This window comes from Pseudomonas sp. Z003-0.4C(8344-21) (genome assembly GCF_900104975.1).
Taxonomy (GTDB): domain Bacteria; phylum Pseudomonadota; class Gammaproteobacteria; order Pseudomonadales; family Pseudomonadaceae; genus Aquipseudomonas; species Aquipseudomonas granadensis.
Window position 1 is genome coordinate 6,020,608 of record NZ_LT629756.1, and the last position, 23,838, is coordinate 6,044,445.

A 23,838-nucleotide genomic window follows, 5' to 3' on the forward strand; every position below is an offset into this window, starting at 1 on the left:
TGGACCAAGGGAACGAAGGACAAAAATGGTAGCTAGGACGCTTGAATCCCACGCTTAACCTACCTCGGCTCTCGTTCGAATCTTTATTTATGCGCTTCATGCAAAGTGTGTAGACCGACGACTGGGGAGTTTTTTGTGCTAAGCGACGCCGACAAGCAACTGTCACTCATAATTTTTCGTCTGCTCAAACAGGCTACAAGCCTCAAGGTTGTGCAAAATTTTTTGCGCACGAAGGGCGTCAAAATTTCAGCCGCAAACTGGGATGATCTTTATGAGAAGCGTATTGAGCCGGCGCTTAACGCTGGGCAGCTTTCAGTTGTTGATCTTCGGACGCTCTTACAACGCGTAGAGGAATTCGGTCGACAGCATACCTTTCTGTTCAAATGTACCCCAGCGCATGCACAAGCGTTGATGGCACCTAATCGCATCAGAAGCATTGCCCGCGAAGAGGGTGTGGAAGCTCTGCTCGAGACTCCACTAGATCTCGAATTACCAGATCATCCAACGATTGTAGATATTCGGCTGCATCAACCAGACCCGAATCTGATTCCCGCTAGCCTTACTATTAAAGTTGTAGAAAAAAGAATTACACGAACTTTCGATTCTGAGAATATCGACGAAGCAGCGGGACTTATAACTAAACAATATAAATTTACCGTCAAGCGAGCTGTCAATATTGCAATCTTGAATCACGAAGGTAATTTAGAGTTACGTATAGCATCACAAGACAACCAGTCAAAGTATACTAATCTCGTGCGAGAGTTACTTTTAAAAGTTCGAAAATTCATCCCACTGGATGGCTTCGCTACAGTTTCGCTAAACGATGCCAAAACCAAGATATTAAAAGATCGTGTTAAACTTGCTGATGAAATCAGATATAGCCATTCGACCGCTAGAAACGATCTTGGTGCCGTAATGCAAATTTCATCCTCCTCCCAAGAGGACAACCTTTCGTCTGATGACGGTTCAATGGCAGCGTTAGATAGCTTTTTAGCAAGCGATGGCCATGTGACGGGAACGAATGTTTACGTTAAGATACCTGATACGAGCCCACAGCGTGAAATTCACTTGCTTATTGGTGGTGAAGTAAACGAGTTCGCTGTGCCAGTTGCCTGCTCCGCAGAGGAATACTCATATGTTCGCGGAAAAGTTATCTCCCTTAATTGATAACTTCCCCCAGCACGCAGAGGCATTGCGTCGCATGGAAGCATACCTGGGAGACTTCGAGTCTCGCAGGGGTAACGCTGTGCGTAATATGCGACTTGATCCCTCTCGAATGTTTGAAATCCTGCAAGCGGGAAGCACATCACGCTTGGCTGGGCTCGTTGCAATTTTGATCGAAGGCAGAGTATTTAGGCGGCAGGTCTTGGTTCGGTTCCCGTCAGGCAGTGGTATCACATTTCCGTCGTACGCTGAGTTGCCGAACGTAATTAGAGACCCAGATAGAGATATAGATGTCGAAGTGACGCAGGACAATATCGAAGCTTCTTATGTACTGGTGACCAATGAAATCGGTTGAGGTATTTGAGTTATTCGATAATACTTGGCAAAATACTCTTCCCGAAAAGAGAGTTGCCCAGATTAAGTTAGTGCGAAAACAAATCCCTAGCGAACATCTTGAATTATTTGATGGAATGCTGGACGCCAAACTAGCTGGCGTTACTGACAGTCCCAATGCGACCGTAGTTTTGTTGATACACGGAATTCAAACAGACGGCGCGTGGCATCAATTAGTACAAAAAGAAGTTGGCTCACTCTCGCACACTAACGTTATTGGCTTGGGATACGATGTTGTATCTCCTCTACAGCTTGCCCTGCCATTCAGAGGGACGCCAGTAGACAAGATCAAACAAGATATACGTGATGCTCAGCGGCAGGAACGTTCAGCAAAGTTCGTTGTAATTGCTCACAGCTTTGGAAGTTACATACTTAGTCGTATACTACCGAACGCTACGGACATTCAATTTGAGAAAATAATTCTCTGCGGCTGTATCATCCCTATTAATTTTCAATGGGGACTTTACACGCGCGGCATGACCCCGAAATCAGTGATAAACGATGTCGGAACGAAAGACTTTTATCCAGTCATGGCGACCTTTACTACTGTTGGCTATGGCAGTTCTGGACGAAAGGGCTTCCAAAACCCGCACGTCAAAGATAGATACTTTGATTATGGCCACAGTGATTTTTTCGAACCAAAATATAAGCATATTGAAACGTACTGGAAGCCGTTTATCGAAAATGGGTCAATTATTGAATCCGATTGGGATCAGAACAAGCCAAAAACCCATCTCGGCATACTGATGCTCTGCCATCCTTGGATCGGCAGACCTGTATTCTATGGCGTCGTTGGGCTCATCGCGGCAACAGTCGTCTTTGGGACGGTGGCAATTCTGCAGCTGCTTTAGGTCAGTTGCTCCAAGGTCACCGCTTTCAATGACTCGGAAAGCGATCTGGCCTTTACTGCATCAGAAGCGAATGCCGCCGCATCGGTCGGACTCGGCGACGGCCCAGGCACATGCGTGTGCGCAGCAAGCTGTGCGTTCATGTGCTGCAGCAGATCAAGCACGTCGCATACCACCTGAAACAGGTTCACACCTTCGGACCCGATCCAGCTTTTCGGCGCCTGCATCCGCTGACTGACGTCGGCCACACTTTGACGCAACCCCTTGATCCGCTCATGCATATTCCCGCCAACCGTGGCGTTGTGCTTTTGACCCACTACCACGTTCAGATCTCGGCCGGTCGCTTGGTGCAGGTCATCGACTGCCGCCAGGCTCGCGGATCCGCCCGACATCAGCTTGAGCGCGCCCAGCGCTTCGATCTTCTTGATGCCACCCACTGACTCGGTCGAATGATCGTCCACTGTCCTGGTGTGATTCTGAAAGGCCTCGGTGTTGTCCAAGGCTTCCACCTCGCGCTCGATCGCCTTGTCCCGAATCTTGCCGTCAGTCTGGCGCAGCCAGTTGCCGTCCGCGTCGACGCGCTGTTGGCAGGCCTCGCTGTGCTGCCACACCTGGTCGCCCTTCGGCACTCGGGGCAGACTCAGACCGTGCGGCAGGATCTGCGTGATGAACGGCTTGTGCGGCAGGCCATAGGCGAAACAGATCACAACCGTTGTGCCCTCCTCCGGAAAGCCAAACATGCCCGCTTCTTGCCCGCCCATCGGCGCCGGCAATGGCAGGCCTTCGAGGATCGGCAGATCCGGATCAGGCTCGCCATCGGCCAGCAGCACTTCGACGTCGACGCCAAAGCGCGGCCGGAAGTCGTCGCACAGCCCGGGCGCTGCCGGCGCATCCGGTACCGCAACCACGCGGCCAAAGCGCGGCAGGTGGTAGCCGCCGCTCAATTCAGGAAATTGGCGCGCTACGCTGCGCTTTATTGCGTCGTCCATTTGATCGCCATTTGATTGCCGGCAAGGGTCACACTGGTGATCCGCTCGCCCTGGTTGATGGTTGCGCCTGGTCGAAGCCCCGGAAGGGGCGCGATCATCGCACTTTGATTGCTCTGGTAGCCGTCGAACAGTTCGAGGGGCAGTTGCAGCGCAGCCCGGGTACCGAAGAAGCTGTCGGCCCAACTGCCCACAAATACTTCTCCGTCGCCCTGCTGCTGCCAGATGAAATCGGGGATGTTGAAGACGCTGGCCAGACTGTCCATCGCCAGATAACCCGCCGCCAGGCTGTAGAAATACGGCGCTTTGACTTTGGCGTAAGCCTTGTCCGGAACTCGGAAGCCCAGCCCGGTTTTCTCGCTGATCTCGGCCAGCACCGCCTGCAGATCGACATGACGCAGGTTCAGCGGTAACGGGTTGGCCAGGATCGAGGACAGTTCACGGCAGGCAACCACCTGCTGCGTGCTGTTGGCGGCAGTCGACCGTTCGACGTAGCCAAGGAAGTGACGCTGCAGCGTGCGCTCGTTGTAGCCGATATCCAGCGTCACCAGCCCTTTCAAAGATTCGCCGGCCTGCACCGTAAACGTAGCCCGGCCGGGACTTTTGATGTCCAGCCGCACTTCGTCCTTGATCAGCGGGCAGACTTGGCCAGCGATCGTCAAAACCTTATGCAGCTTCATGTTTTCGGCGCCAAGTAGTCGTCGAGCTTCTTGAGGGTTTTCTCAAAGCCGCTCATCTCTTGGGCTTCACTACCCGCCCCACCACCGGCGCCGCTTGCCCCGCCGCCAACCGCTTGGCCGGGTGCCGACTGCGCGCTGACGCCGTTCGCTTTGCGTCGCTGCTCGACCTTCTCGGGGTTCGAAGCCTTTTCCGACAGTGTGAACTGGACCAACCAAGCGGCAAGCGTGTCATCTTCCCGGGCGCTGACGCCATCCGAAAACTGCACCTCGCGGATACCGAACGCTGCGGCGGTATCGTTGACGATCCGGTACATCTTGAGCTGGCCACCGCCGGCCGTGGCCTCGGCCAAGCGCATGAGCGTGCGCAGCTGCACCCCGTCGACGAAGGGAATCATCAGCGACACCGCCAGGGTTTTTGGCTTGAAGCCTTTGTGAGCGGTTTCTGTATTGCTGGTTTGCCCGGACATGTCGTCCGCTTCGATGCGCAGGTTGGCGGTGATCTTCATCCGTTTGCCCAGGACCTGCTCGCCGTCGAGTAATAGCGTCATAGGCCGACCAGCTCCCGCACGAAGCTCAAGCCTTCCAGCGATCCCACAAGCAGCACGCCTGCAGACAGCACCCACTCATGACCCGGTGCTTCGCCCTCGAGCAGCGAGCGGCGCAGTTCATTGACATCGCCCGGGCCGATCAGACGCGCGCGCATGCTGGTGTCGGCCGAACCTCCGGCCAACAGCGCCTTGAGGTCATTGAGCTGTTGATCCCGGCCAAGCTGCTGCGCCGCCTTTCGCGTACCCAAGCTACTTCAGCAAAGGAAGGCGGATGAATGGGCTTCGCTAATGGCAGAAAAACTTGCTGCTCGAGCAGCCCGCGAAAAACGCTATACACGCTAATCCACCGGTCAGCCAGTAAGCCGTCCAGGACGTTCTAACAACAATGCCCCAGTGCAAGTACTACACTGCCTGGGGCGCAATACCGCAGAGGAATACCATGTCGAGCAACGTCTTGATATTTGAAGACCTGCAGCGCATCACAGGCTACCAGCGCCGCTCCGACGTCGAGAGAACGCTGATTGACCAGGGCGTTCGCTTGTTCCGTGGCCGCACCGGGCCTTGGACAACGCTGGACCTCATCAACCAAGCAGCAGGTATGAAGCCCGCAGCAGCAGAGCGATACGAAGCCGACATCCTATGAGGAAAGCACGGAAGCGGGCGCATAATCCGCACATCCCCGCTCACATTGACCAGGCCGCTCTCCCAGCGGCCGTTTACTTTGACCAAAGAAATGAGGGAGTTTGGTACACACTCCACCGTGACGAGGCAGGCAAGCAGCGCCGGCGCAACATTGCGCCGGCGGACGTTTCGCTGGCTGAGTTGCATCAGATCATGGATGAAGCGTCGAACGTCGATCGGGGGACGCTCCGCTATGTGTGCGAGCAATTCCATGACAGTGATCGTTACAAGAAGCTCAGCTCAAAAACCCATAGCGACTACTGCTACTCCCGTGACGTCCTGCTGACCTTACCTACCAAGCTGGGCAAGCCACTAGGTGATTTGGCGGTGAAGAAATTCACCTCTGCCCTGGTGCAACGAATTGTTGATCGATTGGCAGACGAAGGCACTCCCTCAAAAGCCGCGCACGCCCTTCGCTACTTGCGCCGGGTGCTGCAGTGGGGCCGCAACCGCGGCTTTCTGGAAGTGAACCCGGCGCTTGGCGTCGAGGCCCCCGTCGAACGCAAGCAACGCCGCCTACCAAATCATCAGGTCATGGACACACTTATCGATCGGGCAATTGCTCGGGGCCTGCTGATACGCGGCGAGAAAGGAGGCTGCCCCGAATACCTCGGCTACGTCATGGAGCTGGCCTACCTCTGCAGGCTGCGCGGAATCGAAGTCGTTACCCTGACCGACGCGAACGAGCTGGAGAGCGGAGTTCTGACCAACCGCCGAAAAGGCAGCCGGGACAACATCGTTCGCTGGACGCCTCGCCTGCGCAAAGCTTGGGACCATGCCAAGGCCTATCGCACCAAAGTGTGGGCCAAACGCAAAACCGCGATACCGATCGCGCCATCACGACGAAACATCATCGTCGCCAGCCATGGCGGCCCACTTCGCAAGTCAAGCCTGGATACGGCCTGGCAACGCTTCATCACCTTGGCGATCGCCGACGACATCATCACGCCTGAGCAGCGGTTCGCCCTTCACGATCTGAAACGGCGCGGCATCACTGATACGGTCGGCACGCGAGCGGATAAGCAGGAAGCCAGTGGCCACCGAGACGCGAAGATGATGGACGTCTACGATCACAGCATACCGACCGTTTCCCCTTCCGCAGATTGAGCAAAACCCACGTAACAAGCGTCCCAGAGCCCGCCATCTATGCGGGCTCTGGCGCATCTGCACGTAACAAGAAATCGCGTAAGCCATTGATTTGTATGTTTGAAGCACCTGCCTTGTAATCAGTAGGTCCCGGGTTCGACTCCTGGTGCCGGCACCATACAAAACGAGGCCCCTGCAGAAATGCAGGGGCTTTGTTGTTTCTGGGGTGTTCATATTTTTGGGCGACATCTCGCCTTGATACGACCTGATCCAGCCTTCTTTAGTTAAAGCTCTACTGCTCGGCATGTTTCCGTCATAAATGGCAAACGCCGCATCTGCGCAAACGGTTCAAATCTCAATTTTTATAATGAATTATGAACAGCCAATAATTATGGCTTGCCCACAAGCAGGGGTCATTGAATGAGCAACATCTTTCAGCGCTCTGAGTTGGCTGAATAGATGGCAAACCAGCTTTTGAGTCCGAGCGTACTCGATGAAGGTCTGCGCTCAGGTCTATTCCTGTCCAGCCCGCGCCGTACAGGCAAAACCACATTTCTGAGGAACGATCTTGTCCCGGCACTGGAAGATCGCGGTGCTTTGGTAATTTACGTCGACTTGTGGAGCAATACTCTCGCTAAGCCAGCCACGCTCTTACACAACGCCATCCAAAAAACCCTGAAAGATCTGCAAACGCCGGGCTCCTCGGTACTGGAAACATTCAGACGAGTCAGCAATGTCGAAATTGGCGCCGCAGGATTCAAGTTCGGCTTCAAACTCGACAGCATTGGCAGCCCCCACGGCCCGACACTGGCGCAAGCACTCACAGGAGTCGTGGATCAAGCGAAGACAGATCTGGTATTGATCATCGATGAAGTGCATCACGCCATTTCTTCCGATGACGGCAACCAGTTATTGCTGGCGCTCAAAGCAGCTCGAGACGCAATCAACCCACGCCCACATACACCGGGCTATTTTCTGTTCATCGGGACCGGCTCCCACAGGGCGCAGGTCAGCGAATTGACCGCCAAACGCAACCACGCCTTCTCCGGCGCCACGTCAGCCGCCTACCCGTTGCTGAAAGGCGATTACGTTGAATTCCTGCTCAACCGACTCGCAATGACAGTGAAAAAGGAGAAGCTGCCTTCCCTCGAAGTCGCCATCGATGCGTTCGATACCTTGGGAAACAGACCTGAAGAGATGCTCAAAGCCCTTCGCCAGCTATTGCAGCAAGAGGGCGAACCCGATGTTTTCCTGCCCGTCATCGCCAGCACACTACGCTCGGCAGCGGCGAGCATTGAGCTCGAAAAAGTCGAACAACTGGGCAGCCTGGCCCAAGCCATCTTCAACAAAATCGCCTCAACGGAAGGTGACGCTCGCGGGATCTTTTCCACTGATGCAGCAGCGGAGTATTCAAAATCAGTAGGGCGAGAGGTGCGCGTCCAAGAGATTCAACCGGTGGTGATTGCGCTGGTTGCCGAGAACATCATCATGCGACGCGGGCACGGGATTTATGCGATTACAGATCAGTTTGTTCAAGAGATCTGGCTGGAAGAGCGGGCTTTGATTGGGGGGAGTTAGGTTGCGGACTGGTTCCCCGAAGGGAATAGGGGGTCAGACCACGTTTCCAATTAAATATCGAAATTCGTAGTCTGACCCTGTTTTCCCATCCGCGACAACTGGGAAGACCTGCTGTAACCGGCATCTTCTTGGGGACCCGTCCTAGCCTCGGCTAGGGCGGGTTTTTTATTGGGGGCTACCTTTTGAGCCCCATCCACAGCACCACTATGCCACCTGCTGAATAAGCCTCACTAATCGGATTGACCAATAGGCTGCTTGTAGCAAGCGGATTAGCTCTTCTGGAATGTATCGTGAAACGAAACGAATCATTTTTTTACTCCTTTAGGTTAGATGCTTTGCTTCATAAAAAATAAAGCGGTTAAACGCAAGCACTCACCGGAGCAGTTAAACTGCTGCACCAACATTCAATTAATATGCTTATACCGCAACTAATATAGTTTTTAGCGCAACTATCAACGGAATTTGGATAACCGTAGGGTTGACTGCTTTATGGCTACGCCCTAACCTTTCGAGTTGTCTAGATTCAAAAGTTGTAGAGCGTCGAATGCTGGAGATCAATCTATCACAGGATTGAGGCTTGGAAACCACCAGACTCACACACGAAAGGCCCGGGCTTCCCCGGGCCTTTCGTCGTTTTGCGCCCGGGCAAAAAAGAAAATCGCCCGGGCCCCACACTCGAGAATAGCGAAAGCTCGGTAATTAGCGGGTTTGCTGCGCCCGGTCCGGGGATACTTTGTTGCGGCGCAATAAAGTTGCGACAACACAAGTAAACACTATGCAAGAAAAATGATCCGACGAACGGTATGCTCCCGGGAAAGTATACTTCCCCCCGGGCAGCAGAAGTGTTGCGCCCGGGGAAGTATATTTCAGTCCAGGCAACAAAAGTGTTGCGCCCGGGCCAAATACGCACACCACACATAGCGCTGTTAAATTATATTTCACTCTATTTACAGAGAACTCATTCTCTATTTAAAGAGTAATCTGCTTCAACTTCGCAGCTAGCGCTAAGGCTTGAGATGCTTTTGCGGAAAATTCCTTCGCATCAGTTGGACTGGGGGGAAATAGGGGTCAGACCACGTTTCCAATTAATATCGAAAATCGTAGTCTGACCCTGTTTTTCCCAAAACAAAGCCCCCGCAGAATCGCAGGGGCTGTGTAGTTTGTGAGTCAGCCAAGAAGCCCCAGATGGAATCAGGCAGGAAACAAATCCCTTAACGCCTCAGGATGCTGACTTGCGACCCTCAAGAGGGTTTGTGCCGCACCCGTCGGCTGCCGGCGCCCCTGCTCCCAGTCCTGCAAAGTCCGCAGACTTACACCGATCAGTTTGGCAAACGCGCTTTGAGAAACACCTACCTTGGCGCGTGCTTCTGCTGCCGTAGAGAGCGGCACCTGCGTTACGCGCGCGGCCTTGCCGGCCTTCATCTGACGTACAGATTCCAGCAAGTCCTGCTGGAATTGCTCCAGTTCATCGACCATCGCTGATTTCCTCCTTCAGTTGCTTAAGGAAGGCTAAGGGCAAGTTGTCGAGCTTTGCCTTGGTGTAGGCAATGAGCAACCAAATCGAGCCTTCAGAAAGCGTGTTGTAATAAATGACACGTGTACCGCCTCGCTTACCCATGCCGCTGCGAGTCCAACGCACCTTGCGCAAACCTCCACTGCCAGGCACGACATCGCCAACCAGAGGATTTGCAGCGAGCCAATTTATGAATTCGTGGCGTTCACCATCAACCCATATGGCGTCTGCATAGCGCTTGAACATTTCCGTTTCGATGATTGTATACATGAATCGGACTATACGGCCATGCCGTATAAACAAACCATAAACTTTTATGGGAACAGACCGACGAAATGCGCGGCACGAAACCTTATGAAATCTGCTGTAACGAGAAGCCACCACTTGCCACTGTTGCTCATCTGCCTGTCACAAAGCTACCGTCAATCCCGTCGCTGCCAATTCAGCGACCGGGCCTGAGAACCCGCGTAAGATGCAGGCGCACCAGCGCCCCAACCCACGATTGCCGGCGCTTTTTTGTGTCCGTCTTAACGTGCAATGGCGGCTGTGCGTGGGAGACCTTCGGGTCTGCCGGGTTCCTGTATCTCCGGTTTCTCAGCCTGCGCATAGCTGCCACCCTTTCGCCTGAGAACGAAATGGCAGCTCTCTCATTTGAAACAGGGAGTTTTACAGATGAATGCCATCGATCCATCCACAATCCGCTGCCTCGCGAAACCGTTCACCTCGCCTCACTTTCAATCGAACGGTGAAGCGAAATGACCAATCTTCTTGATCTGAAATTACCCGGCCTCACGCATTTTTCCTTTAAGTCCAACCAGGCGATGTTCCGCACCAACCGAGGCGTACCGGTGGTTGCCGCTCTGTCACATGCCTCGCACCTGCTACACATTTCAAAGCTTCTCACTGCGGACTCCACGATTTCTCGTGATCCTGATCTGCACGCTTACGCCTCGCAGTATCTGCAGGAATTGAGCAGGGCGCTGATCGATGATGTTGTGAAAGTGCTGGATGCGCCGCCAGTCAGCCATTGACGTAATTCGCAACACTAAGCCCTCGCGTCAATGCGAGGGCTTTTTGCGCTCAAACCTGACTAATCTCAAACACAATCGAAATCTTGCGCTCGCTCGCACTCCACACATACCGCAAATGCTTCCCCTGCTTCGGAATCGAAACCGCCGGCGGCCGAAGCGCTGCAATACACTCGTGCCCAGCCAATCGCACGCTGTTATAGAGCAAGCCCCACGACTCGGCGTCGCGCAGCTGCCGCGCGAACGCTTGCGATGGGCCGTACGCTTCCGGGTCAGGCTGATGCAGGCTTTCAAAGCCATGGCGAACATCATGCAGCGGCTTGACCACTCGATTGACGTAAGTGCGCATGGTCAACTCAAGATCGGCTTCCTGCGTCGCAGCGAGAAAACGCTCCTGGTGAAAACAGGTCTCGGCAATCGCCGCTGCCTGGCTGCTCGCGGCGTAGTAGACGCCGAAGGTGCCGTCGCTGAAGCGGCTGCGTTTGCCGACGTGGGTGAAGGCGGCCATCACCGGGCTGGATCCGGGGCCGGACAGGCGGTCTTCGGGGCGTACGCGGGCGAGTACGCCGGCCTGTTCGATCAGGCGATCGTTGGTCAGTGCTTCGATGGCGTAGGCGACTTCAAGGTCTTCGGGGTCGAGGACGTCTTCGAACAGGGCAATCGGCGGGAAGCTGCTGTTGACGATGCGATACGCCCGCGGCCATGGCACATCAACCAGCGCCGGGGTTTTCAACCGCGCACTCCGTCGAGGTAGCGGCGCACATCGGCGATGTCGATCACCCTCCCCGCCAGCATGTAATCGAGCGCCGTTTTGCCATTGAACGGTGCTGCCGTGTTCGGGCTGCTGACCCACGTGTAGGCGCGTTCGCGGCTGTTGCTGAAGATGATGCTCAACGCCTTGTGAATGCCCATCAGGTACGAAATACGCTCAAGGGTATCGTGGGGCAAACGGATGTTGGACGGCAGGTGCTTGTATTTGTAGAACGTGGTGTTGCCGACGCCGCCGAGTAAGGTACGTTGCTGCTCGGCGCTGCAGCCCCAGTGCTCCATGAGGTTGAAGAAGAACTTCAGCGCAACGCGGCCGGCTTCGGGGGCGTCGAGTTGTTCACGGGGCGTGTGGGCTGGAGATAAGGTAGTCATTGAGACTCTCCTGATTCGTCATGCTTGGATACTAGTACAGATATGAACCAAGCTATAAATATACTCCGCAAGCGTAGTTGCGATAGACCGACCGCGAATTGACAGTTTCTCCCGCGATGGCGAGAATCGGCCGAAGAGCGCGAAACCGACTGCTATCAGGTGGCAACAGTCGGCGTTAGGAACCCCGCTGATAACCTGATGATCAGCGTCCGGGTGAGACCTCTTTCCCTGTTTAGGGAGTAAAAACCGACAGTGATGTCGGTTTTTTATTGCCCGGATTTTTTAACATTTCGGTGACCGCCTCGAACCACTGACGAATAGTTCGTGCTTTCAACGTCACTTGAACAGTCTTGTCGATAGGGATTCGGGCAATGAACGGCCGCGCTCGAATCGCCAATGCCTGGAGCCGCTTGTTGCCAATTTCCCAGCCCCTACCGGCCACTACTTCACTTTTTTACTGAATGCCCGCTATCAGCTCGGTCGCTGGTTCACCTCGGATGTATGTATTTAGCATGCCAAAACTACTGACGCTGTCAGCCTTTTCCCAGCCAAAGCTCAACGCTCTACACCAAAACCATTCACTTTTCTTGACCCCCATCACCCCCACCCCATCAAAAACCCCGATCCTGTGTCAGCCTCCAGCCATCGGCGGGGAAATCAATTCGCTACTAAATCCGCGACAACTATGCTCAGGTACAGGAATATAGCCAGCATATGGCGCCGGTTCGGTCGTCTCGTACACAACAATACCCAGCCCATTTCAGAGGGCATTACCCATGGATAGCAGAACCTTACGCAACCTGATGCGCATCGTGCAGACCGGCTCGTTGTCGGCCGCAGCGGACCATTCGTGTCTGACCGTGCAGGCGTTGGCCGCGCAGTTGAACAAGGTCGAAGAACAGTTCGGTTTTCGTTTGTTTCGACGTTCCAACAAAGGTCTGACGCTGACGCCGCAAGGCACGGAGCTCACGCCTTACATCGACAAGGTGTTGATCGCGACGCGACAGATGGAAGAAAAAGTCGCGGCGTTGAAAGTGCCGGGGCAGCGCACGTTGAAGGTGGCGTTGAACAATACCCTGGCGCCTGACTTCAACCGGCGCATGATCGGGCGGCTGATTGAGGTGTTTCCGGATTATCAGATGGAGTTCAGCTACGCCGAGTCGATGGAGAATCTCAGCAAGCTGAAAAATGAAGATTTCGATCTGGCGGTGTTGATCGGTCCGCAGCGCCCGGGTTTGCCGAGCATTGTGCTGCCGGAGGTGCAGGTCCAGGTGGTCGGTGCGCATTGTGGCCAGGAAAACGATCCGCTGACCTTGCTGGGCAACAAGTTTCAGGTGCGTCCTGCGGAAGATTGTCCGTATTCCCACAGCTTTTTGCGCTTTCTCGATGCAGGTCTGGGCAATCACGAGAATGGCCAGCGCATGGTTTATTCGTGCAGTGAAACTTTGACGCTGTCGTTGATCACGCAAATGGACGCGGTGGGCATGGTTTCGCGTGAGGCCGCGCAGAAAAACGGCCTGACGATTTTCCCCGGTTTCGAGGATTTCCTCGAAGTGCGCCTGGCGGTGAACAATCCGGAGTTGTCGAGCCAGGCGTTGAGCGATGTCGTCGACTTGCCGTTACATGAACGAGCCGAGCGCAATGTACGCGGCCGTCCCCACCGCCACACTGAGAAAGAGGTTTTTGCTGAAATACGCACATAGCAACGTCGGAATTGCGGCATAGAATTCCGGGCGATCGAGCTGTATCTGCCGGTCCTTGATCAACAAGGGGGTCAGGCTGATCGCGGCGACGATCGCCACCGGCAAGTATTCCAGTGCCCGCGCGATAAACGGCGGCCAGTGTTCGGTGTTGATTTGCAGCGGCAGCGCGCGTGGCAGGAATGTCACGGCCATCATCAGCGCGACCACCAGGATCAGGAACGTTTGGTCAGGCATACACCGACTCCGCAGCCCACAAACGTGGCGATAAACACATTGAACGGCGAACTGCCCATCAGGCTCAACGCGCCCATGCAAACCACCGCAGCAGCGGCAGCGATGAGTTTGTTGCGTGTATTGCACAGCGACACCAGCACGTAAAGCATCATGGCAGTCAGGGCGTAGTCGAGCTGATATTTGATCAGGTGCGCGGCGTATTGCGCGCACACCGCGCCGAGCAGGCCACCGAGTACCCAAGAGGTGTGGCAGAACAGGTTGAAACCAATCAGATAACGCACATTGACCGGGGCGCCCGTGCCGAGCTTGACGCTGTGAAACGCAAAGGATTCATCGGTCAGGCCACCAGCGTAACACCAGCGCTCCATGCGGCTCAGGCCGAGCGCACGCAAGGCTTTGGCCATGTACACCGACATCAGCATGTGCCGCGCATTGATCAGAAAAGTCGTCAGCACGATGGTGGTCAGCGATGCGCCGCTGGAGATCAGCGCCAGCGCGGCGAATTGCGAAGCGCCGGCATACACGAACAAGCACATCGCTACCGGCAGCCACATCGGCAGCCCGGCATTCACGGCCATCAGGCCGAACACGAACGCCACCGTGAAATACCCGGCGACCACCGGGCTGGCTTCGGCAAACGTGCGCGACGGCTGATGGTCGGCCATCAACGGCGCACTGCCGGACGTTTCATTCATAGGTCCCTCTCAAATGTCCGTTCGCCGTGAGGCTCGCAAAAACCCTGGGCGGCCCAAAAACGCTTGCCCGCGAGGTTAGCATCGTCGACGAACAGAAACATCCGCAACACCCCGACCCGTTTCATGTCGGATGACGCCGCTTCAACCAGCCGTTGACCGACGCCCTGGCTGCGATAGCGCGGGCTGACCGCCAAGTGATTGATGGTGCCGCGGCTACCGAGCATGCCACCCAACACCGCGCCGACGATTTCGCCGGCAATGTCGAAGGCCAGGTACGCGGTGGTGGTTTTCTGGATCAACACGCCGCGCAGGCACTTGGCGTCCTGCCATTCGCAGAACGACACTTCGTCGAACTGACGGAAAAAGCGCTCCATGCGCTGCGCATCCTTGGCGGTGGCGCGGCGCAACACCACGGGCGTTGAGCATTCGACGCCATCGATTGGGGTGATCTGATTAGCGAACAATGTCGAAAGCGGTCCCGGGCCGCGAGAAGGAAATCGCCAGAATCTGCCGGAATGCCATGGCATGGGTGTGCGTATTGCGCGCCGGGGTCACGTAGTGGCGCATGTCACGGTCGAGGAAATAGGTGGTGTCGAGAATTTCCTGGTAAGTGGTCGACGCCAGTTGATGCTCGTGGATGTCGTACAAACGACTCTCCGCACCCTCGACGTTATTGCGCCCCCAGAAATGCACACCGCTGAACGGGTAGCCGTCGCAGTGAATACCTTCCGGGGTGATTTCCAGTTGTTTGCCGGGTTTGATCTCGATGCGGATCTGATGGATCTGGCACTGCCAGATTTCATCGTGCAGCTCTTCCGGCAGTACGCTTTTATACACTTCGAAGTCCGTGTCGATCAGGCTGCGCATCACCGGCGAATTCATCACCTCCTCGGAAAAATCCTGGAAGTGCCGCACAACGCCACCGACGTAGGCATTGTTTTCCTTCGACTGCACGTAAGCGCGATGTTCGAGTTGCTTCAGTTCGCGAGTCTTCGGGTTGTATTCGAAGTCGCTGTAACGACGGTAACGCATGCCGGCTTCGGCCTGACCGTAGTAGCTGTCAGGCTCCATGTTTTCCCAACTTTTGGTCAATCTGACGAAGTCGGCAAAATGACCGTAGAGATTGAAGTCACCACCCTGGACGTTGACATATTTGTCGCGCCGTAGCGATTCGCCCACTTCTCTGTTCAAAACGATCATTACCCAAATCTCCGCTGCGTTGAGCGGCCTAATCTATTAGGTGGAGAATTTGCGTCCATGAGAAAGAATTTCAGGCATTTGAAGCGCTGTTTGAAACGGCACTTGCAGCGCTTGAAAAACAACTTTTACATGACTGAAACACGGGTTTTTTCGTTTTTTTGTCGAAAAACCGGCGAAAAAAAACCCCGAACGAATCGGGGTTTTCTCATTTTCGTTACAGCCCGATCATCAGAAGATGTTGATCGGGTAGTCGACGAACACACGCAGCTCGTTGCCGCTGACGTTGTATTCGCTGGATTTCTGCGATACGCGCAGGATCGAGCTGCGCAGTTTCACGCTGAGGTCTTTGGCCGGGCCGCTTTGCACGACGTACTTGACCTGGTTGAAAATCTCGCGCTCGGTGCCGCCTTCGCTGGTCGACGTGGTGATGTTGTCGCCACGTACGTACGCGAAGTTGTAGCTCAGACCCGGTACGCCGAATGCGCCGAAGTCCAGGCCGTAGCCCAACTGCCAGCTGCGTTCGTCTTCGGCGTTGAAGTCGGACCAGTAAGAGTTGGCCAGGTAGATGGAGTTACCACCGTCACCGACACGACCCTGATCTTTCTGGTAGCCGCCATAGGCGTAACCGAGATTGCTGTCGCCAGTCGAACGCTGGTGCGCCACGGTGAACGAGTGCGGGCCGGTGGCGAAGGTCGCTGCCAGGCTCCAGATCTTGTTGTCGTCGCCGGTTACGCCGTTTTCGCGGACGTACGAGTTGTCCAGCTTGGTGCGATAACCGTTGAAGTCCAGGGTCAGCGACTGATCCTTGTTGAACGGCAACACGTAGTTGGCATTCACGTACTGTTTCTTCAAGACGTCTTCAACATCGGAGGCGTACAGCGCGCCTTTGAAGTGTTCGGTGAACTGATAGCTGCCGCCCAACACGTTGATCGCTTTCAGACCGCCGCTGTCACGGCCTTCATCGCTCTTGCGCGATTCGGCGGTGAAACGCCCGGCGTTCAGTTCCAGACCTTTGATCTCGCGCGACGTGATCAAGGTACCGGTGTAGCTTTCCGGCAGCAGTCGCACGTTGTCGTAGCTCAGCACCGGCAAGGCCGGCATCTGGTCACCGTAAGTCAGCACGGTGTTGGACACACGGAATTTGACCGCTGCGCCGCCCTTAGCGATGTCATGGGCCGCGCGACCATCGTTTTCCTGTTTGAAGAAGTCGATACCTTGCGCGCCGGTACGACCCTTGCCGCCGTCCAGACGCAGCGCGTACAGACCAAAGGCGTCAACGCCGACACCCACGGTGCCTTGGGTGAAGCCGGACGAGAACGTCCCGATCGCCGCCTGGCCCCACTCGGCTTTGTCCGCACGACCGTCTTTGTAATCACGATTGATGTAGGCGTTGCGCAGCAGCACTTTCAGACTGCTGTCTTCAACGAAACCCTTGGATTCGGCCTGGTCGTTAGCCATGGCCTGTGTAGCACTCAACATCCCCAGTGCGATCAGACTGATTCGCTTGTTCAACATTTTGTTTTCCTTATTACGGGTTGAAACGCGCTGTGTCGAACGGCTGAAACGGCGCTTTTGCACTCTTGTATTCACCCCGAAACAAAAAGACCCGCCGACGACAAGTCATGGCGGGCCTGCTCCTTATTTTGAGTCATGGCGGTTAGCCACAGGCGTTGGGCCGAATCGTAGCCGCGGCCTGAACAATGTGTCAATTTCAAGAATCGTCTTTAAATAGGCAGAAATCGTCTAAGAAACGTAAATTATTAGCTAGGCTGTTGCAGAAAACCAAGGTTGAGCAGGGAGTTTTAAACTGTACGAGTGAGCCTGCTCGCGATAGCGGTCTGTCTGTTGCAATATTGTCGACTGGCAGACCGCTATCGCGAGCAGGCTCACTCCTACACTCGTTTTGTGTCGGGCATAAAAAAGCGCCGCCTTCCCGGCAGCGCTTTTTTCGATCCCTGTTGTTCTTCTTATCCTTCCATCACAGCCCACAACGCATCCAGTTCGGCCTCGCTGAACAGGTCAGCGGGATAGCGCTCGATCATCATCCGGCGCGGATCAGGTTCTCTGATCTGACGCGTTCCATTGGATTTCAACCAGTGCGCCACACGCTGGAGCGTTTCGCCGTTAGCGGCCATGGGATGCAAAGTCCGCTCGCTGATTACGTTCACTTCGGCGTTCATTTCAGCGCTCTCTCCCGTTCGTGAGCGGCTACGTTATCCAAGATTCATGACAGAACTGTTGAAGTTCTTCTCCCTCCCTAGTGCATCAGAAGCAATACAAGAGCTATGCCAAGCTTTTTGCCCGGGCGACCAATGGAGACAAAAAAAGCCCGCGGTCCTTTCGGGCCGCGGGCCTGGCGTTCCTGACCGGTACGTTAAAAAACGTCAGGTTTTTTTACCTGTCAACTCAGGCTGTTACGACTCAACTCACTCTTTGTGCGGCGCCGGTTGCTGTTGGGTAAGGCAGTGAATATTGCCCCCGCCCAGTAACAGTTCGCGGCCGGGCACCATCACCACTTCGTGCTGCGGGAACAGCTTCTGCAGGATTTCCCGCGCTGGCGCATCCATCGGGTCATCGAAGCTCGGCGCGATGATGCCGCCGTTGACGATCAGGAAGTTGACGTAGGAACCGGCCAGGCGCGCGGACGGGTTGCGTTCCTGAGTGCCGTCGACCTGATCGACGCCGGCGCACTCTTCCTCGGTCGCGTACAGCGGCCCAGGAATCGGCATCTTGTGCACCGTGAACGGGCGGCCCTTGGCGTCGGTGCTGCTTTGCAGCACGTTCATCGCAGCCTGGCAGCGCGGGTAGTTCGGATCCTGCGGATCGTCCGTCCAGGCCAGCAACACTTCGCCCGGACGCACGTAACAGCAGAAGTTATCCACATGGCCGTCGGTTTCATCGTTGAACAGGCCATCCGGCAGCCAGATGATCTTATCCACAGCCAGATTGGCGCTGAGCACCGCTTCGATTTCTTCGCGGCTCAGGTGCGGATTACGGTTGCGGTTGAGCAGGCATTCTTCAGTGGTGATCAGCGTGCCTTCGCCGTCGACGTGAATCGAACCGCCCTCCAGCACAAAACCTTCGGTGCGGTAACGCGGGCTGCGCTCGATCTCGAGGATCTTGCCGCCGACCTGCGAATCACGGTTCCACGGCGCATACAGGCCGCCATCAAAGCCGCCCCAAGCGTTGAAATCCCAGTTCACACCACGCACTTCGCCGCTGTTGTTGATGACAAACGTCGGGCCGCTGTCGCGCACCCAGGCATCGTCGCTGGACATCTCGACGACGCGGATATTCGGCACGTCGAGGCGCGCGCGGGCGTTTTCATATTGGCCGGCGGAGACCGCCACCGTCACCGGTTCGAAACGGGCGATGGCTTTGGCTACCGCGGCGTGTGCGGCCTGCGCCGGTTTGCCGCCCAGGCGCCAGTTGTCCGGGCGCTCGGGCCAGATCATCCAGGTCTGGGTTTGCGCTGCCCACTCGGCCGGCATGTAGAAGCCGTCGGCGCGCGGGGTGCTTTTCAAGGTGGTCATCGGGATCAGGACTCCAGGGAACCGTCGAGGGTTTTCAACGCACCGTACAGGTTCGGACGGCGGTCACGGAATGAACCCCACGCGCTGCGAATGTGTTCGAGCTCGTCGAGGTTGAAAGTGTGCACAAGAATACCTTCTTCGGTTTTATTCAGCTCCTGCACTTTTTCGCCGAACTGGTTGGCAATGAATGAGGAGCCGTAAAACGTGATGTCATAACCGTCCTGTTCTTCGCGGCCGATGCGGTTACTGGCGATCAGCGGCATCAGGTTGGCCCCGGCGTGGCCCTGTTGCACACGCTGCCAATGGTCGCGCGAGGAAATCGTCTGGTCGTGCGGTTCGCTGCCGATCGCGGTCGGATAAAACAGGATCTCCGCGCCCTGCAACGCCATGCTGCGCGCGGCTTCCGGGAACCACTGATCCCAGCAGATGCCCACGCCGATTTTTGCGTAACGGGTGTTCCACACTTTGAAACCGGTGTCGCCGGGGTTGAAGTAATACTTCTCGTGATAGCCGGGACCGTCCGGAATGTGGCTTTTACGATAAATCCCGAGGTTGCTGCCGTCGGCATCGATGATCGCGATGCTGTTGAACCGCGCACGGCCGGCCAGTTCGTAGAAGCTGATCGGCAGTACCACTTGCAGCTCTTTGGCGATGTTCTGGAAATGCTTGATTGCAACGTTGTCCTCGACCGTCGTCGCCAATTGCAGGTAATCCGGGTTGGGTTTCTGGCAGAAGTACGGCGCCTCGAACAATTCCTGAATCAGGATGATCTGCGCGCCTTTGGCAGCAGCTTCACGCACCAGTCTTTCAGCGATTTCGAGGTTGGCGTGCAGATCCCACGAACAGGCCATCTGAGTGGCAGCAACGGTAACGATACGGCTCATGAATCATCTCCGGGCAGGTGCTTCGACGGTCGGAAAGTCGACCGAAAAGTAAACGCGCGCGCCGGACAATAGATCGCCATGCCGGAGCAATAGCGACTTTATAGCCGATAAATATCGGCTTTAGAAGCACTTGAAACGCCTTATGTCGAAATAAAACCTAAAAATACCGATACAAATCGAACTCACAACCTAAAATAACGGTGGGAGCTAGCCTGCTCGCGAAGGCGGTCTCACAGTCAACAATGATGTCGATTGATTGATAGCTTTCGCGAGCAGGCTCGCACACAGGAGATTCGCAACGCTTACAGGCCTTCGCTGAACACCCGGTCGAGCATGTCCACGAAGAAATCCACGCTCTGGCGCGATGTCACCATCGGCGGTTTGATCTTGAGAATATTCAGATCATCGCCAGTCGGCTGCATGAAGATCCCCAGCTCACGCAAGCGATCGCACAGCAGCGCGGTCTCTTCGGTCGCTGGTTCCAGCGTGTCGCGGTTGCGGATCAGTTCAAGCCCCAGATAAAACCCCGAACCATGCACCGCTCCCGCGAGCGGATGTTTATCGATCAACGCTTCGAGCCGCGCCTTGAAGTGGCCACCGACCACCTGGGCGTTTTCCCAGAGTTTTTCTTCTTCCATGACATCCAGTACTGCCATGCCGATCTGGCAACTGACCGGGCTACCGCCCGCCGACGAGAAGAAATAGCCCTCGGCCTCCAGCGCCTCGGCGATTTCCCGGCGCGTGATCACCGCGCCCAGTGGCTGGCCGTTGCCCATGCCCTTGGCCATGGTGATGATGTCCGGCACCACGCCCTGTTCTTCAAAACCCCAGAAGAAATGGCCCATGCGCCCGTAACCGACCTGTACTTCATCGGCGATGCACACGCCACCCCGGGCGCGCACCAATGCATAGACCTGTTGCAGATACCCCGGCGGCAGCGAGATGCCACCGGCGTTGCCGTACACCGGCTCGCAAATGAACCCGGCCAATTGGCGCTTTTGCTCAGCCAGTTTGTGTAATTGCTGTTCAACGCTGCGCACGTAATCCGGCGCTGAATCGAGGCCACGGAATTCACCGCGATAAGTATTCGGCGCGGTCACCGGATGCACCCAGTCCGGACGGCTTTCGAGGGCTCTGGGGTTGTCGGCAATGGAAGTCGATACCGCATCGGCGCCCACCGTCCAGCCGTGGTAGGCCTCCAGCACGCTAAGCATGTCGCGCCCGCCGCTGTAGGCCCAGGCCAAGCGAATCGCCAGGTCATTGGCCTCGCTGCCGCTGTTGACCAGAAACACCCGATCCATGCCTTCCGGCGCCAGCTTCAGCAGGCGTTCGGAAAACTCGGCGACCGCCGCATAGTTGAACCGCGAGTTGGTGTTGAGCAGCGACCACTGCCGCGCCGCCACCGCCGCCATGCGCGGGTGACCGTGACCGAGCACCGCGACGTTGTTGAGCATGTCGAGATAGGAACGGCCCTGCATGTCGATCAGATGATTGCGCCAGCCGCGCTCGATGCGCGGCGGGTCGACGTAATAGTGTTTTTGCGTACGGGCGAAACTGGCGTCGCGACGCTCAAGCAGGGTTTTGCCGTCCAGTTCCGGCTCGGCATCACAGGCCAGCCCCAGCACAGCGGCCGGCGAAGGACACAGGGCCTGCCATGCCTCTGCACGCGATGGTGTACAGAACAACGGCGCCGGCATTTGTGCGTCACGGCAAAGTTGCACCAGCAGCGGTCCGCTGACCGAGCCCAGCGCCTGCCCCTTGGCCAGCGTCGAACCACTTGGCAGCGAGGCCGTCACGCCCCACAGCCGCACGCTGAGCTGCGGGCCGTCCAGACACAGCGCGCCGTCAGCCGTCTCGCGCAGGACAGCGGCGAACGGCGCTTGCACGACGCAGCCACGGGGAACACGCAGTTCGACATGCAGCGGGAAAGTCTGCGGCTCGACGGCGCTGTCAGGCTGCGTGCGTGACAATCGATACTGGCCGTAACGGCTCGCCGCGAGGCCATGCACGGCCGCGGCTTCGTCCAGCAGGCGCTGGTCAACGCCCGCCTGTTCCCAATTACCGGACTCGAAATGCGGACTCAGCACACCCAGGTCGATCAGGGCAAACTCGCGGCCGACCAGTCCCGGCAGCAACGTTGCGAAATCGCCACTGTCGATCGCCGGCAGGCTGTGCCTCACCAAGGTCAGGATCGCCGCTTCCATCAGCGCCAACGGCACCGAGCTGGCGACACGGAAAATTTCCCATTCATGGCTGAGGTTGTCGCGGCTGTAGCTGTTGGTCGGATCGATGCTGACCTGCTGCTCGCCACTAAGTACCAGCACGGCCGCGCGTGCGACGGTCAACGGCCACAGCGCCTGCAATTCTTCATATTGCAGCGGATTGACCGCATGGTAGGCCTGCACCGCCGGGAGGATGACAAACGGATCGCCGTCGGCGTGATGCAGCAACGCAGCGCAAGTGACTGACAGATCGGTGATGCGCCAGGTGCGCACCAGATCGCCGAAATCGATCACGCCCTGCAACTGCCAGTGACGCTGGGCATCGCGCGCCCAGACGACATTGTCATCGGTGATGTCCATGTGGATCGCCTGCACCGGCAGCTTGTCCTGCAGCGGCTGCAAGCGGCGCTCGGCCTGTTCGGCAGCCTCGGCGATCAAGGTGCGCTGCTGCGCGTCCTTGATCACCGGCAGCAGATGCTCGATCAAGGCACTGGCGTGGCGTGCGTCCCATTGCAAGGTACGCGCAAGGCCGGGATGGTCGAACCCGGCGAGGGCCAGATCCATCTCACCGCACAGCCGGCCGAAGTCTGCCACGACCTTGTGGCCAAGATGATCCAGGTGCGTCAGCGACTGGCCCTCGATGTAATCGAGCAGCCGCACGTGCACCGCTTCACCGCCGGCCTGCAGCGTCAGCAAGTCCTCGCCGTTTTTTGCCGCAATGACACGCGGCACCGTTATCGCCGGGTGCTCGGCCAGATATTTCAGACCCGCGTGCTGGGCTTGCAACTCCACCAGTGCGTAATCGCCGCGGCAGATTTTCATCACAAAGCGCCCACGCGGGCTGTCGACGCGGTAATTGAGATCCTGCTGGCTGCCGAGTGCGTGCAGAGCGCCGCTGAGCCCGTAATGCTCCGCCAGCCATTGCTGCGCTTGCTCCTGCGAAACCTGCGGGCTGGGCAAACTGGCGCGGTGAATCAACGTGGCAAGCGGCATGGAACGACCCCTGAAATTTTATTAGGCGCTTATATCGCCATTGCTTCAAAGGTTGCGCAACCCCCAAGCGCACAAAGGCTTCACGGCGAATTGAATGCCAGCACTCGCGCCATCCGGCACTTTGCGCAAGAATGGCGGCCATTCACACCTGACTACGGAAATCCTCATGAGTGTAATCACCACCGATCTGCCCGGTGTTCTGATCATCGAACCCAAGGTGTTTGGTGACGAGCGCGGTTTCTTCTACGAGAGTTTCAACGCCAAAGCGTTCCAGGACGCGACCGGCCTCGATACACAATTCGTTCAGGACAACCACTCGCGCTCGCAAAAAGGCGTGCTGCGTGGCCTGCATTACCAATTGCAGAACACCCAGGGCAAACTGGTGCGCGTGACTGTCGGCGAAGTGCTGGACGTGGCCGTTGATATCCGTCGCAGCTCGCCGCACTTCGGCAAATCGGTTGCGGTGCGGCTGTCGGCGGAAAATCATCGTCAGTTGTGGGTGCCGGAAGGTTTCGCCCATGGTTTTGTAGTGCTGAGCGAGTTCGCCGAATTTCTTTACAAGACCACCAACTACTACGATCCATCGTCCGAACGCAGCATCCGCTGGGACGACCCGGCGCTGGGCATCGACTGGCAACTGGACGAAGCGCCGAAACTGTCGGCCAAGGACCAGGCCGCCGTGCTGCTCAAGGACGCTGACGTCTTCGCCTGAGCCCGGGCATAATGCGC

25 protein-coding genes and 1 pseudogene are annotated in these 23,838 nt (G+C 56.6%); 9 read left to right on the plus strand and 17 right to left on the minus strand.

Annotation, left to right across the window (positions count from 1 at the left end):
• Positions 1-135 precede the first annotated feature (135 nt).
• From BLU24_RS27040 to BLU24_RS28065, 3 genes are read left to right on the plus strand one after another with little or no spacing between them, the layout of a single operon-like run.
• Positions 136-1,167, plus strand: a complete 1,032-nt coding sequence (locus tag BLU24_RS27040) for a hypothetical protein (protein ID WP_093106063.1) — start codon at positions 136-138, stop codon at positions 1,165-1,167.
• Positions 1,136-1,519 (plus strand): hypothetical protein, encoded by a 384-nt coding sequence (locus tag BLU24_RS27045; RefSeq protein WP_093106067.1) that lies wholly within the window; start codon positions 1,136-1,138, stop codon positions 1,517-1,519. The genes BLU24_RS27040 and BLU24_RS27045 overlap by 32 nt, the downstream gene beginning before the upstream one ends.
• Positions 1,506-2,408, plus strand: a complete 903-nt coding sequence (locus tag BLU24_RS28065) for a hypothetical protein (RefSeq protein ID WP_093106072.1) — start codon at positions 1,506-1,508, stop codon at positions 2,406-2,408. Before BLU24_RS27045 ends, BLU24_RS28065 begins: the two co-directional genes overlap by 14 nt.
• On the opposite strand, the gene BLU24_RS27055 is transcribed toward BLU24_RS28065, so the two are convergent.
• The 4 genes and pseudogenes from BLU24_RS27055 to BLU24_RS27070 all read right to left on the minus strand — a co-directional run.
• A complete protein-coding gene (locus tag BLU24_RS27055; RefSeq protein ID WP_093106077.1) occupies positions 2,405-3,394 on the minus strand; it encodes a hypothetical protein in 990 nt (329 codons plus the stop codon). The two genes, BLU24_RS28065 and BLU24_RS27055, sit on opposite strands and share 4 nt — an antisense overlap.
• Positions 3,379-4,071 (minus strand): hypothetical protein, encoded by a 693-nt coding sequence (locus BLU24_RS27060; RefSeq protein ID WP_093106082.1) that lies wholly within the window; start codon positions 4,069-4,071, stop codon positions 3,379-3,381. Before BLU24_RS27060 ends, BLU24_RS27055 begins: the two co-directional genes overlap by 16 nt.
• Positions 4,068-4,619, minus strand: coding sequence for a baseplate complex protein (locus BLU24_RS27065; protein ID WP_093106086.1), 552 nt, complete (start codon positions 4,617-4,619; stop codon positions 4,068-4,070). The genes BLU24_RS27060 and BLU24_RS27065 overlap by 4 nt, the downstream gene beginning before the upstream one ends.
• A pseudogene (locus BLU24_RS27070) lies at positions 4,616-4,873 on the minus strand (hypothetical protein); the annotation flags it as partial. The pseudogene BLU24_RS27070 and the gene BLU24_RS27065, both read right to left, overlap by 4 nt.
• A gap of 185 nt (positions 4,874-5,058) precedes the next feature.
• Between BLU24_RS27070 and BLU24_RS27075 the strand changes: the two are divergent.
• The 3 genes from BLU24_RS27075 to BLU24_RS27085 all read left to right on the plus strand — a co-directional run bounded on the left by BLU24_RS27075 (position 5,059) and on the right by BLU24_RS27085 (position 7,964).
• The gene (locus BLU24_RS27075) at positions 5,059-5,262 is read left to right on the plus strand and encodes a hypothetical protein (protein ID WP_093106995.1); all 204 of its coding nucleotides are present in this window, start codon (positions 5,059-5,061) and stop codon (positions 5,260-5,262) included.
• Positions 5,259-6,407 (plus strand): site-specific integrase, encoded by a 1,149-nt coding sequence (locus BLU24_RS27080; RefSeq protein WP_093106092.1) that lies wholly within the window; start codon positions 5,259-5,261, stop codon positions 6,405-6,407. Before BLU24_RS27075 ends, BLU24_RS27080 begins: the two co-directional genes overlap by 4 nt.
• Positions 6,408-6,845: 438 nt before the next feature.
• Positions 6,846-7,964 carry an ATPase gene (locus BLU24_RS27085; protein WP_093106096.1) on the plus strand — a complete coding sequence of 373 codons (1,119 nt, stop codon included), beginning with the start codon at positions 6,846-6,848 and terminating at the stop codon, positions 7,962-7,964.
• 1,191 nt (positions 7,965-9,155) lie between these two features.
• Here BLU24_RS27085 and BLU24_RS27090 read toward each other — a convergent pair.
• Together BLU24_RS27090 and BLU24_RS27095 are read right to left on the minus strand one after the other, a co-directional pair.
• Positions 9,156-9,440 (minus strand): helix-turn-helix domain-containing protein, encoded by a 285-nt coding sequence (locus BLU24_RS27090; RefSeq protein ID WP_172833301.1) that lies wholly within the window; start codon positions 9,438-9,440, stop codon positions 9,156-9,158.
• A complete protein-coding gene (locus tag BLU24_RS27095; RefSeq protein WP_093106100.1) occupies positions 9,430-9,747 on the minus strand; it encodes a transcriptional regulator in 318 nt (105 codons plus the stop codon). The genes BLU24_RS27090 and BLU24_RS27095 overlap by 11 nt, the downstream gene beginning before the upstream one ends.
• A 485-nt stretch (positions 9,748-10,232) precedes the next feature.
• Between BLU24_RS27095 and BLU24_RS27105 the strand changes: the two genes are divergently transcribed.
• A complete protein-coding gene (locus tag BLU24_RS27105; protein WP_093106106.1) occupies positions 10,233-10,508 on the plus strand; it encodes a DUF3077 domain-containing protein in 276 nt (91 codons plus the stop codon).
• Between the two features lie 49 nt (positions 10,509-10,557).
• On the opposite strand, the gene BLU24_RS27110 is transcribed toward BLU24_RS27105, so the two are convergent.
• A complete protein-coding gene (locus BLU24_RS27110) occupies positions 10,558-11,223 on the minus strand; it encodes an RES family NAD+ phosphorylase (protein WP_093107002.1) in 666 nt (221 codons plus the stop codon).
• Between the two features lie 11 nt (positions 11,224-11,234).
• Positions 11,235-11,645, minus strand: a complete 411-nt coding sequence (locus tag BLU24_RS27115; protein WP_093106110.1) for an MbcA/ParS/Xre antitoxin family protein — start codon at positions 11,643-11,645, stop codon at positions 11,235-11,237.
• A 776-nt stretch (positions 11,646-12,421) separates the two neighbouring features.
• Here BLU24_RS27115 and BLU24_RS27120 point away from each other — a divergent pair.
• On the plus strand, positions 12,422-13,348 hold the full coding sequence (locus BLU24_RS27120; protein WP_093106114.1) for a LysR family transcriptional regulator: 927 nt from the start codon (positions 12,422-12,424) through the stop codon (positions 13,346-13,348).
• Here the strand turns inward: BLU24_RS27120 and BLU24_RS27125 are convergent.
• From BLU24_RS27125 to BLU24_RS27165, 9 genes are all read right to left on the minus strand, one after another.
• Positions 13,265-13,582, minus strand: a complete 318-nt coding sequence (locus BLU24_RS27125) for an AzlD domain-containing protein (protein WP_090288359.1) — start codon at positions 13,580-13,582, stop codon at positions 13,265-13,267. The genes BLU24_RS27120 and BLU24_RS27125 overlap by 84 nt on opposite strands.
• A complete protein-coding gene (locus BLU24_RS27130; RefSeq protein ID WP_090288357.1) occupies positions 13,561-14,277 on the minus strand; it encodes an AzlC family ABC transporter permease in 717 nt (238 codons plus the stop codon). The genes BLU24_RS27125 and BLU24_RS27130 overlap by 22 nt, the downstream gene beginning before the upstream one ends.
• Positions 14,274-14,651, minus strand: a complete 378-nt coding sequence (locus tag BLU24_RS27135) for a GNAT family N-acetyltransferase (protein WP_093107005.1) — start codon at positions 14,649-14,651, stop codon at positions 14,274-14,276. Before BLU24_RS27135 ends, BLU24_RS27130 begins: the two co-directional genes overlap by 4 nt.
• Positions 14,652-14,730: 79 nt before the next feature.
• Positions 14,731-15,477, minus strand: coding sequence for a 2OG-Fe dioxygenase family protein (locus BLU24_RS27140; protein ID WP_090288355.1), 747 nt, complete (start codon positions 15,475-15,477; stop codon positions 14,731-14,733).
• Positions 15,478-15,705: 228 nt separating this feature from the next.
• Positions 15,706-16,992 (minus strand): OprD family porin, encoded by a 1,287-nt coding sequence (locus tag BLU24_RS27145; protein WP_093106119.1) that lies wholly within the window; start codon positions 16,990-16,992, stop codon positions 15,706-15,708.
• 452 nt (positions 16,993-17,444) lie between these two features.
• A complete protein-coding gene (locus BLU24_RS27150) occupies positions 17,445-17,657 on the minus strand; it encodes a hypothetical protein (RefSeq protein ID WP_093106124.1) in 213 nt (70 codons plus the stop codon).
• A 246-nt stretch (positions 17,658-17,903) separates the two neighbouring features.
• Positions 17,904-19,010: an agmatine deiminase gene (gene aguA / locus BLU24_RS27155; RefSeq protein ID WP_093106128.1), complete on the minus strand. Its 1,107-nt coding sequence runs from the start codon at positions 19,008-19,010 to the stop codon at positions 17,904-17,906.
• Positions 19,011-19,015: 5 nt separating this feature from the next.
• Complete coding sequence (gene aguB, locus BLU24_RS27160) at positions 19,016-19,894, minus strand: N-carbamoylputrescine amidase (RefSeq protein WP_090288346.1); 879 nt, start codon at positions 19,892-19,894, stop codon at positions 19,016-19,018.
• 302 nt (positions 19,895-20,196) lie between these two features.
• A complete protein-coding gene (locus tag BLU24_RS27165; protein WP_093106132.1) occupies positions 20,197-23,109 on the minus strand; it encodes an aminotransferase in 2,913 nt (970 codons plus the stop codon).
• Positions 23,110-23,275: 166 nt separating this feature from the next.
• Between BLU24_RS27165 and rfbC the strand changes: the two genes are divergently transcribed.
• The gene (rfbC, locus tag BLU24_RS27170) at positions 23,276-23,821 is read left to right on the plus strand and encodes a dTDP-4-dehydrorhamnose 3,5-epimerase (protein WP_093106135.1); all 546 of its coding nucleotides are present in this window, start codon (positions 23,276-23,278) and stop codon (positions 23,819-23,821) included.
• The last annotated feature ends 17 nt before the right edge of the window (positions 23,822-23,838 follow it).

Coding starts and splice junctions, on each gene's coding strand:
- BLU24_RS27045 (WP_093106067.1), top strand. CDS start 1,136: ATGTTCGCGGAAAAGTTATCTCCCTTAATTGATAACTTCCCCCAGCAC.
- BLU24_RS28065 (WP_093106072.1), top strand. CDS start 1,506: ATGAAATCGGTTGAGGTATTTGAGTTATTCGATAATACTTGGCAAAAT.
- BLU24_RS27055 (WP_093106077.1), bottom strand. CDS start 3,394: ATGGACGACGCAATAAAGCGCAGCGTAGCGCGCCAATTTCCTGAATTG.
- BLU24_RS27060 (WP_093106082.1), bottom strand. CDS start 4,071: ATGAAGCTGCATAAGGTTTTGACGATCGCTGGCCAAGTCTGCCCGCTG.
- BLU24_RS27065 (WP_093106086.1), bottom strand. CDS start 4,619: ATGACGCTATTACTCGACGGCGAGCAGGTCCTGGGCAAACGGATGAAG.
- BLU24_RS27075 (WP_093106995.1), top strand. CDS start 5,059: ATGTCGAGCAACGTCTTGATATTTGAAGACCTGCAGCGCATCACAGGC.
- BLU24_RS27080 (WP_093106092.1), top strand. CDS start 5,259: ATGAGGAAAGCACGGAAGCGGGCGCATAATCCGCACATCCCCGCTCAC.
- BLU24_RS27085 (WP_093106096.1), top strand. CDS start 6,846: ATGGCAAACCAGCTTTTGAGTCCGAGCGTACTCGATGAAGGTCTGCGC.
- BLU24_RS27090 (WP_172833301.1), bottom strand. CDS start 9,440: ATGGTCGATGAACTGGAGCAATTCCAGCAGGACTTGCTGGAATCTGTA.
- BLU24_RS27095 (WP_093106100.1), bottom strand. CDS start 9,747: ATGTATACAATCATCGAAACGGAAATGTTCAAGCGCTATGCAGACGCC.
- BLU24_RS27105 (WP_093106106.1), top strand. CDS start 10,233: ATGACCAATCTTCTTGATCTGAAATTACCCGGCCTCACGCATTTTTCC.
- BLU24_RS27115 (WP_093106110.1), bottom strand. CDS start 11,645: ATGACTACCTTATCTCCAGCCCACACGCCCCGTGAACAACTCGACGCC.
- BLU24_RS27120 (WP_093106114.1), top strand. CDS start 12,422: ATGGATAGCAGAACCTTACGCAACCTGATGCGCATCGTGCAGACCGGC.
- BLU24_RS27125 (WP_090288359.1), bottom strand. CDS start 13,582: ATGCCTGACCAAACGTTCCTGATCCTGGTGGTCGCGCTGATGATGGCC.
- BLU24_RS27130 (WP_090288357.1), bottom strand. CDS start 14,277: ATGAATGAAACGTCCGGCAGTGCGCCGTTGATGGCCGACCATCAGCCG.
- BLU24_RS27135 (WP_093107005.1), bottom strand. CDS start 14,651: ATGGAGCGCTTTTTCCGTCAGTTCGACGAAGTGTCGTTCTGCGAATGG.
- BLU24_RS27140 (WP_090288355.1), bottom strand. CDS start 15,477: ATGATCGTTTTGAACAGAGAAGTGGGCGAATCGCTACGGCGCGACAAA.
- BLU24_RS27145 (WP_093106119.1), bottom strand. CDS start 16,992: ATGTTGAACAAGCGAATCAGTCTGATCGCACTGGGGATGTTGAGTGCT.
- BLU24_RS27150 (WP_093106124.1), bottom strand. CDS start 17,657: ATGAACGCCGAAGTGAACGTAATCAGCGAGCGGACTTTGCATCCCATG.
- aguA (WP_093106128.1), bottom strand. CDS start 19,010: ATGACCACCTTGAAAAGCACCCCGCGCGCCGACGGCTTCTACATGCCG.
- aguB (WP_090288346.1), bottom strand. CDS start 19,894: ATGAGCCGTATCGTTACCGTTGCTGCCACTCAGATGGCCTGTTCGTGG.
- BLU24_RS27165 (WP_093106132.1), bottom strand. CDS start 23,109: ATGCCGCTTGCCACGTTGATTCACCGCGCCAGTTTGCCCAGCCCGCAG.
- rfbC (WP_093106135.1), top strand. CDS start 23,276: ATGAGTGTAATCACCACCGATCTGCCCGGTGTTCTGATCATCGAACCC.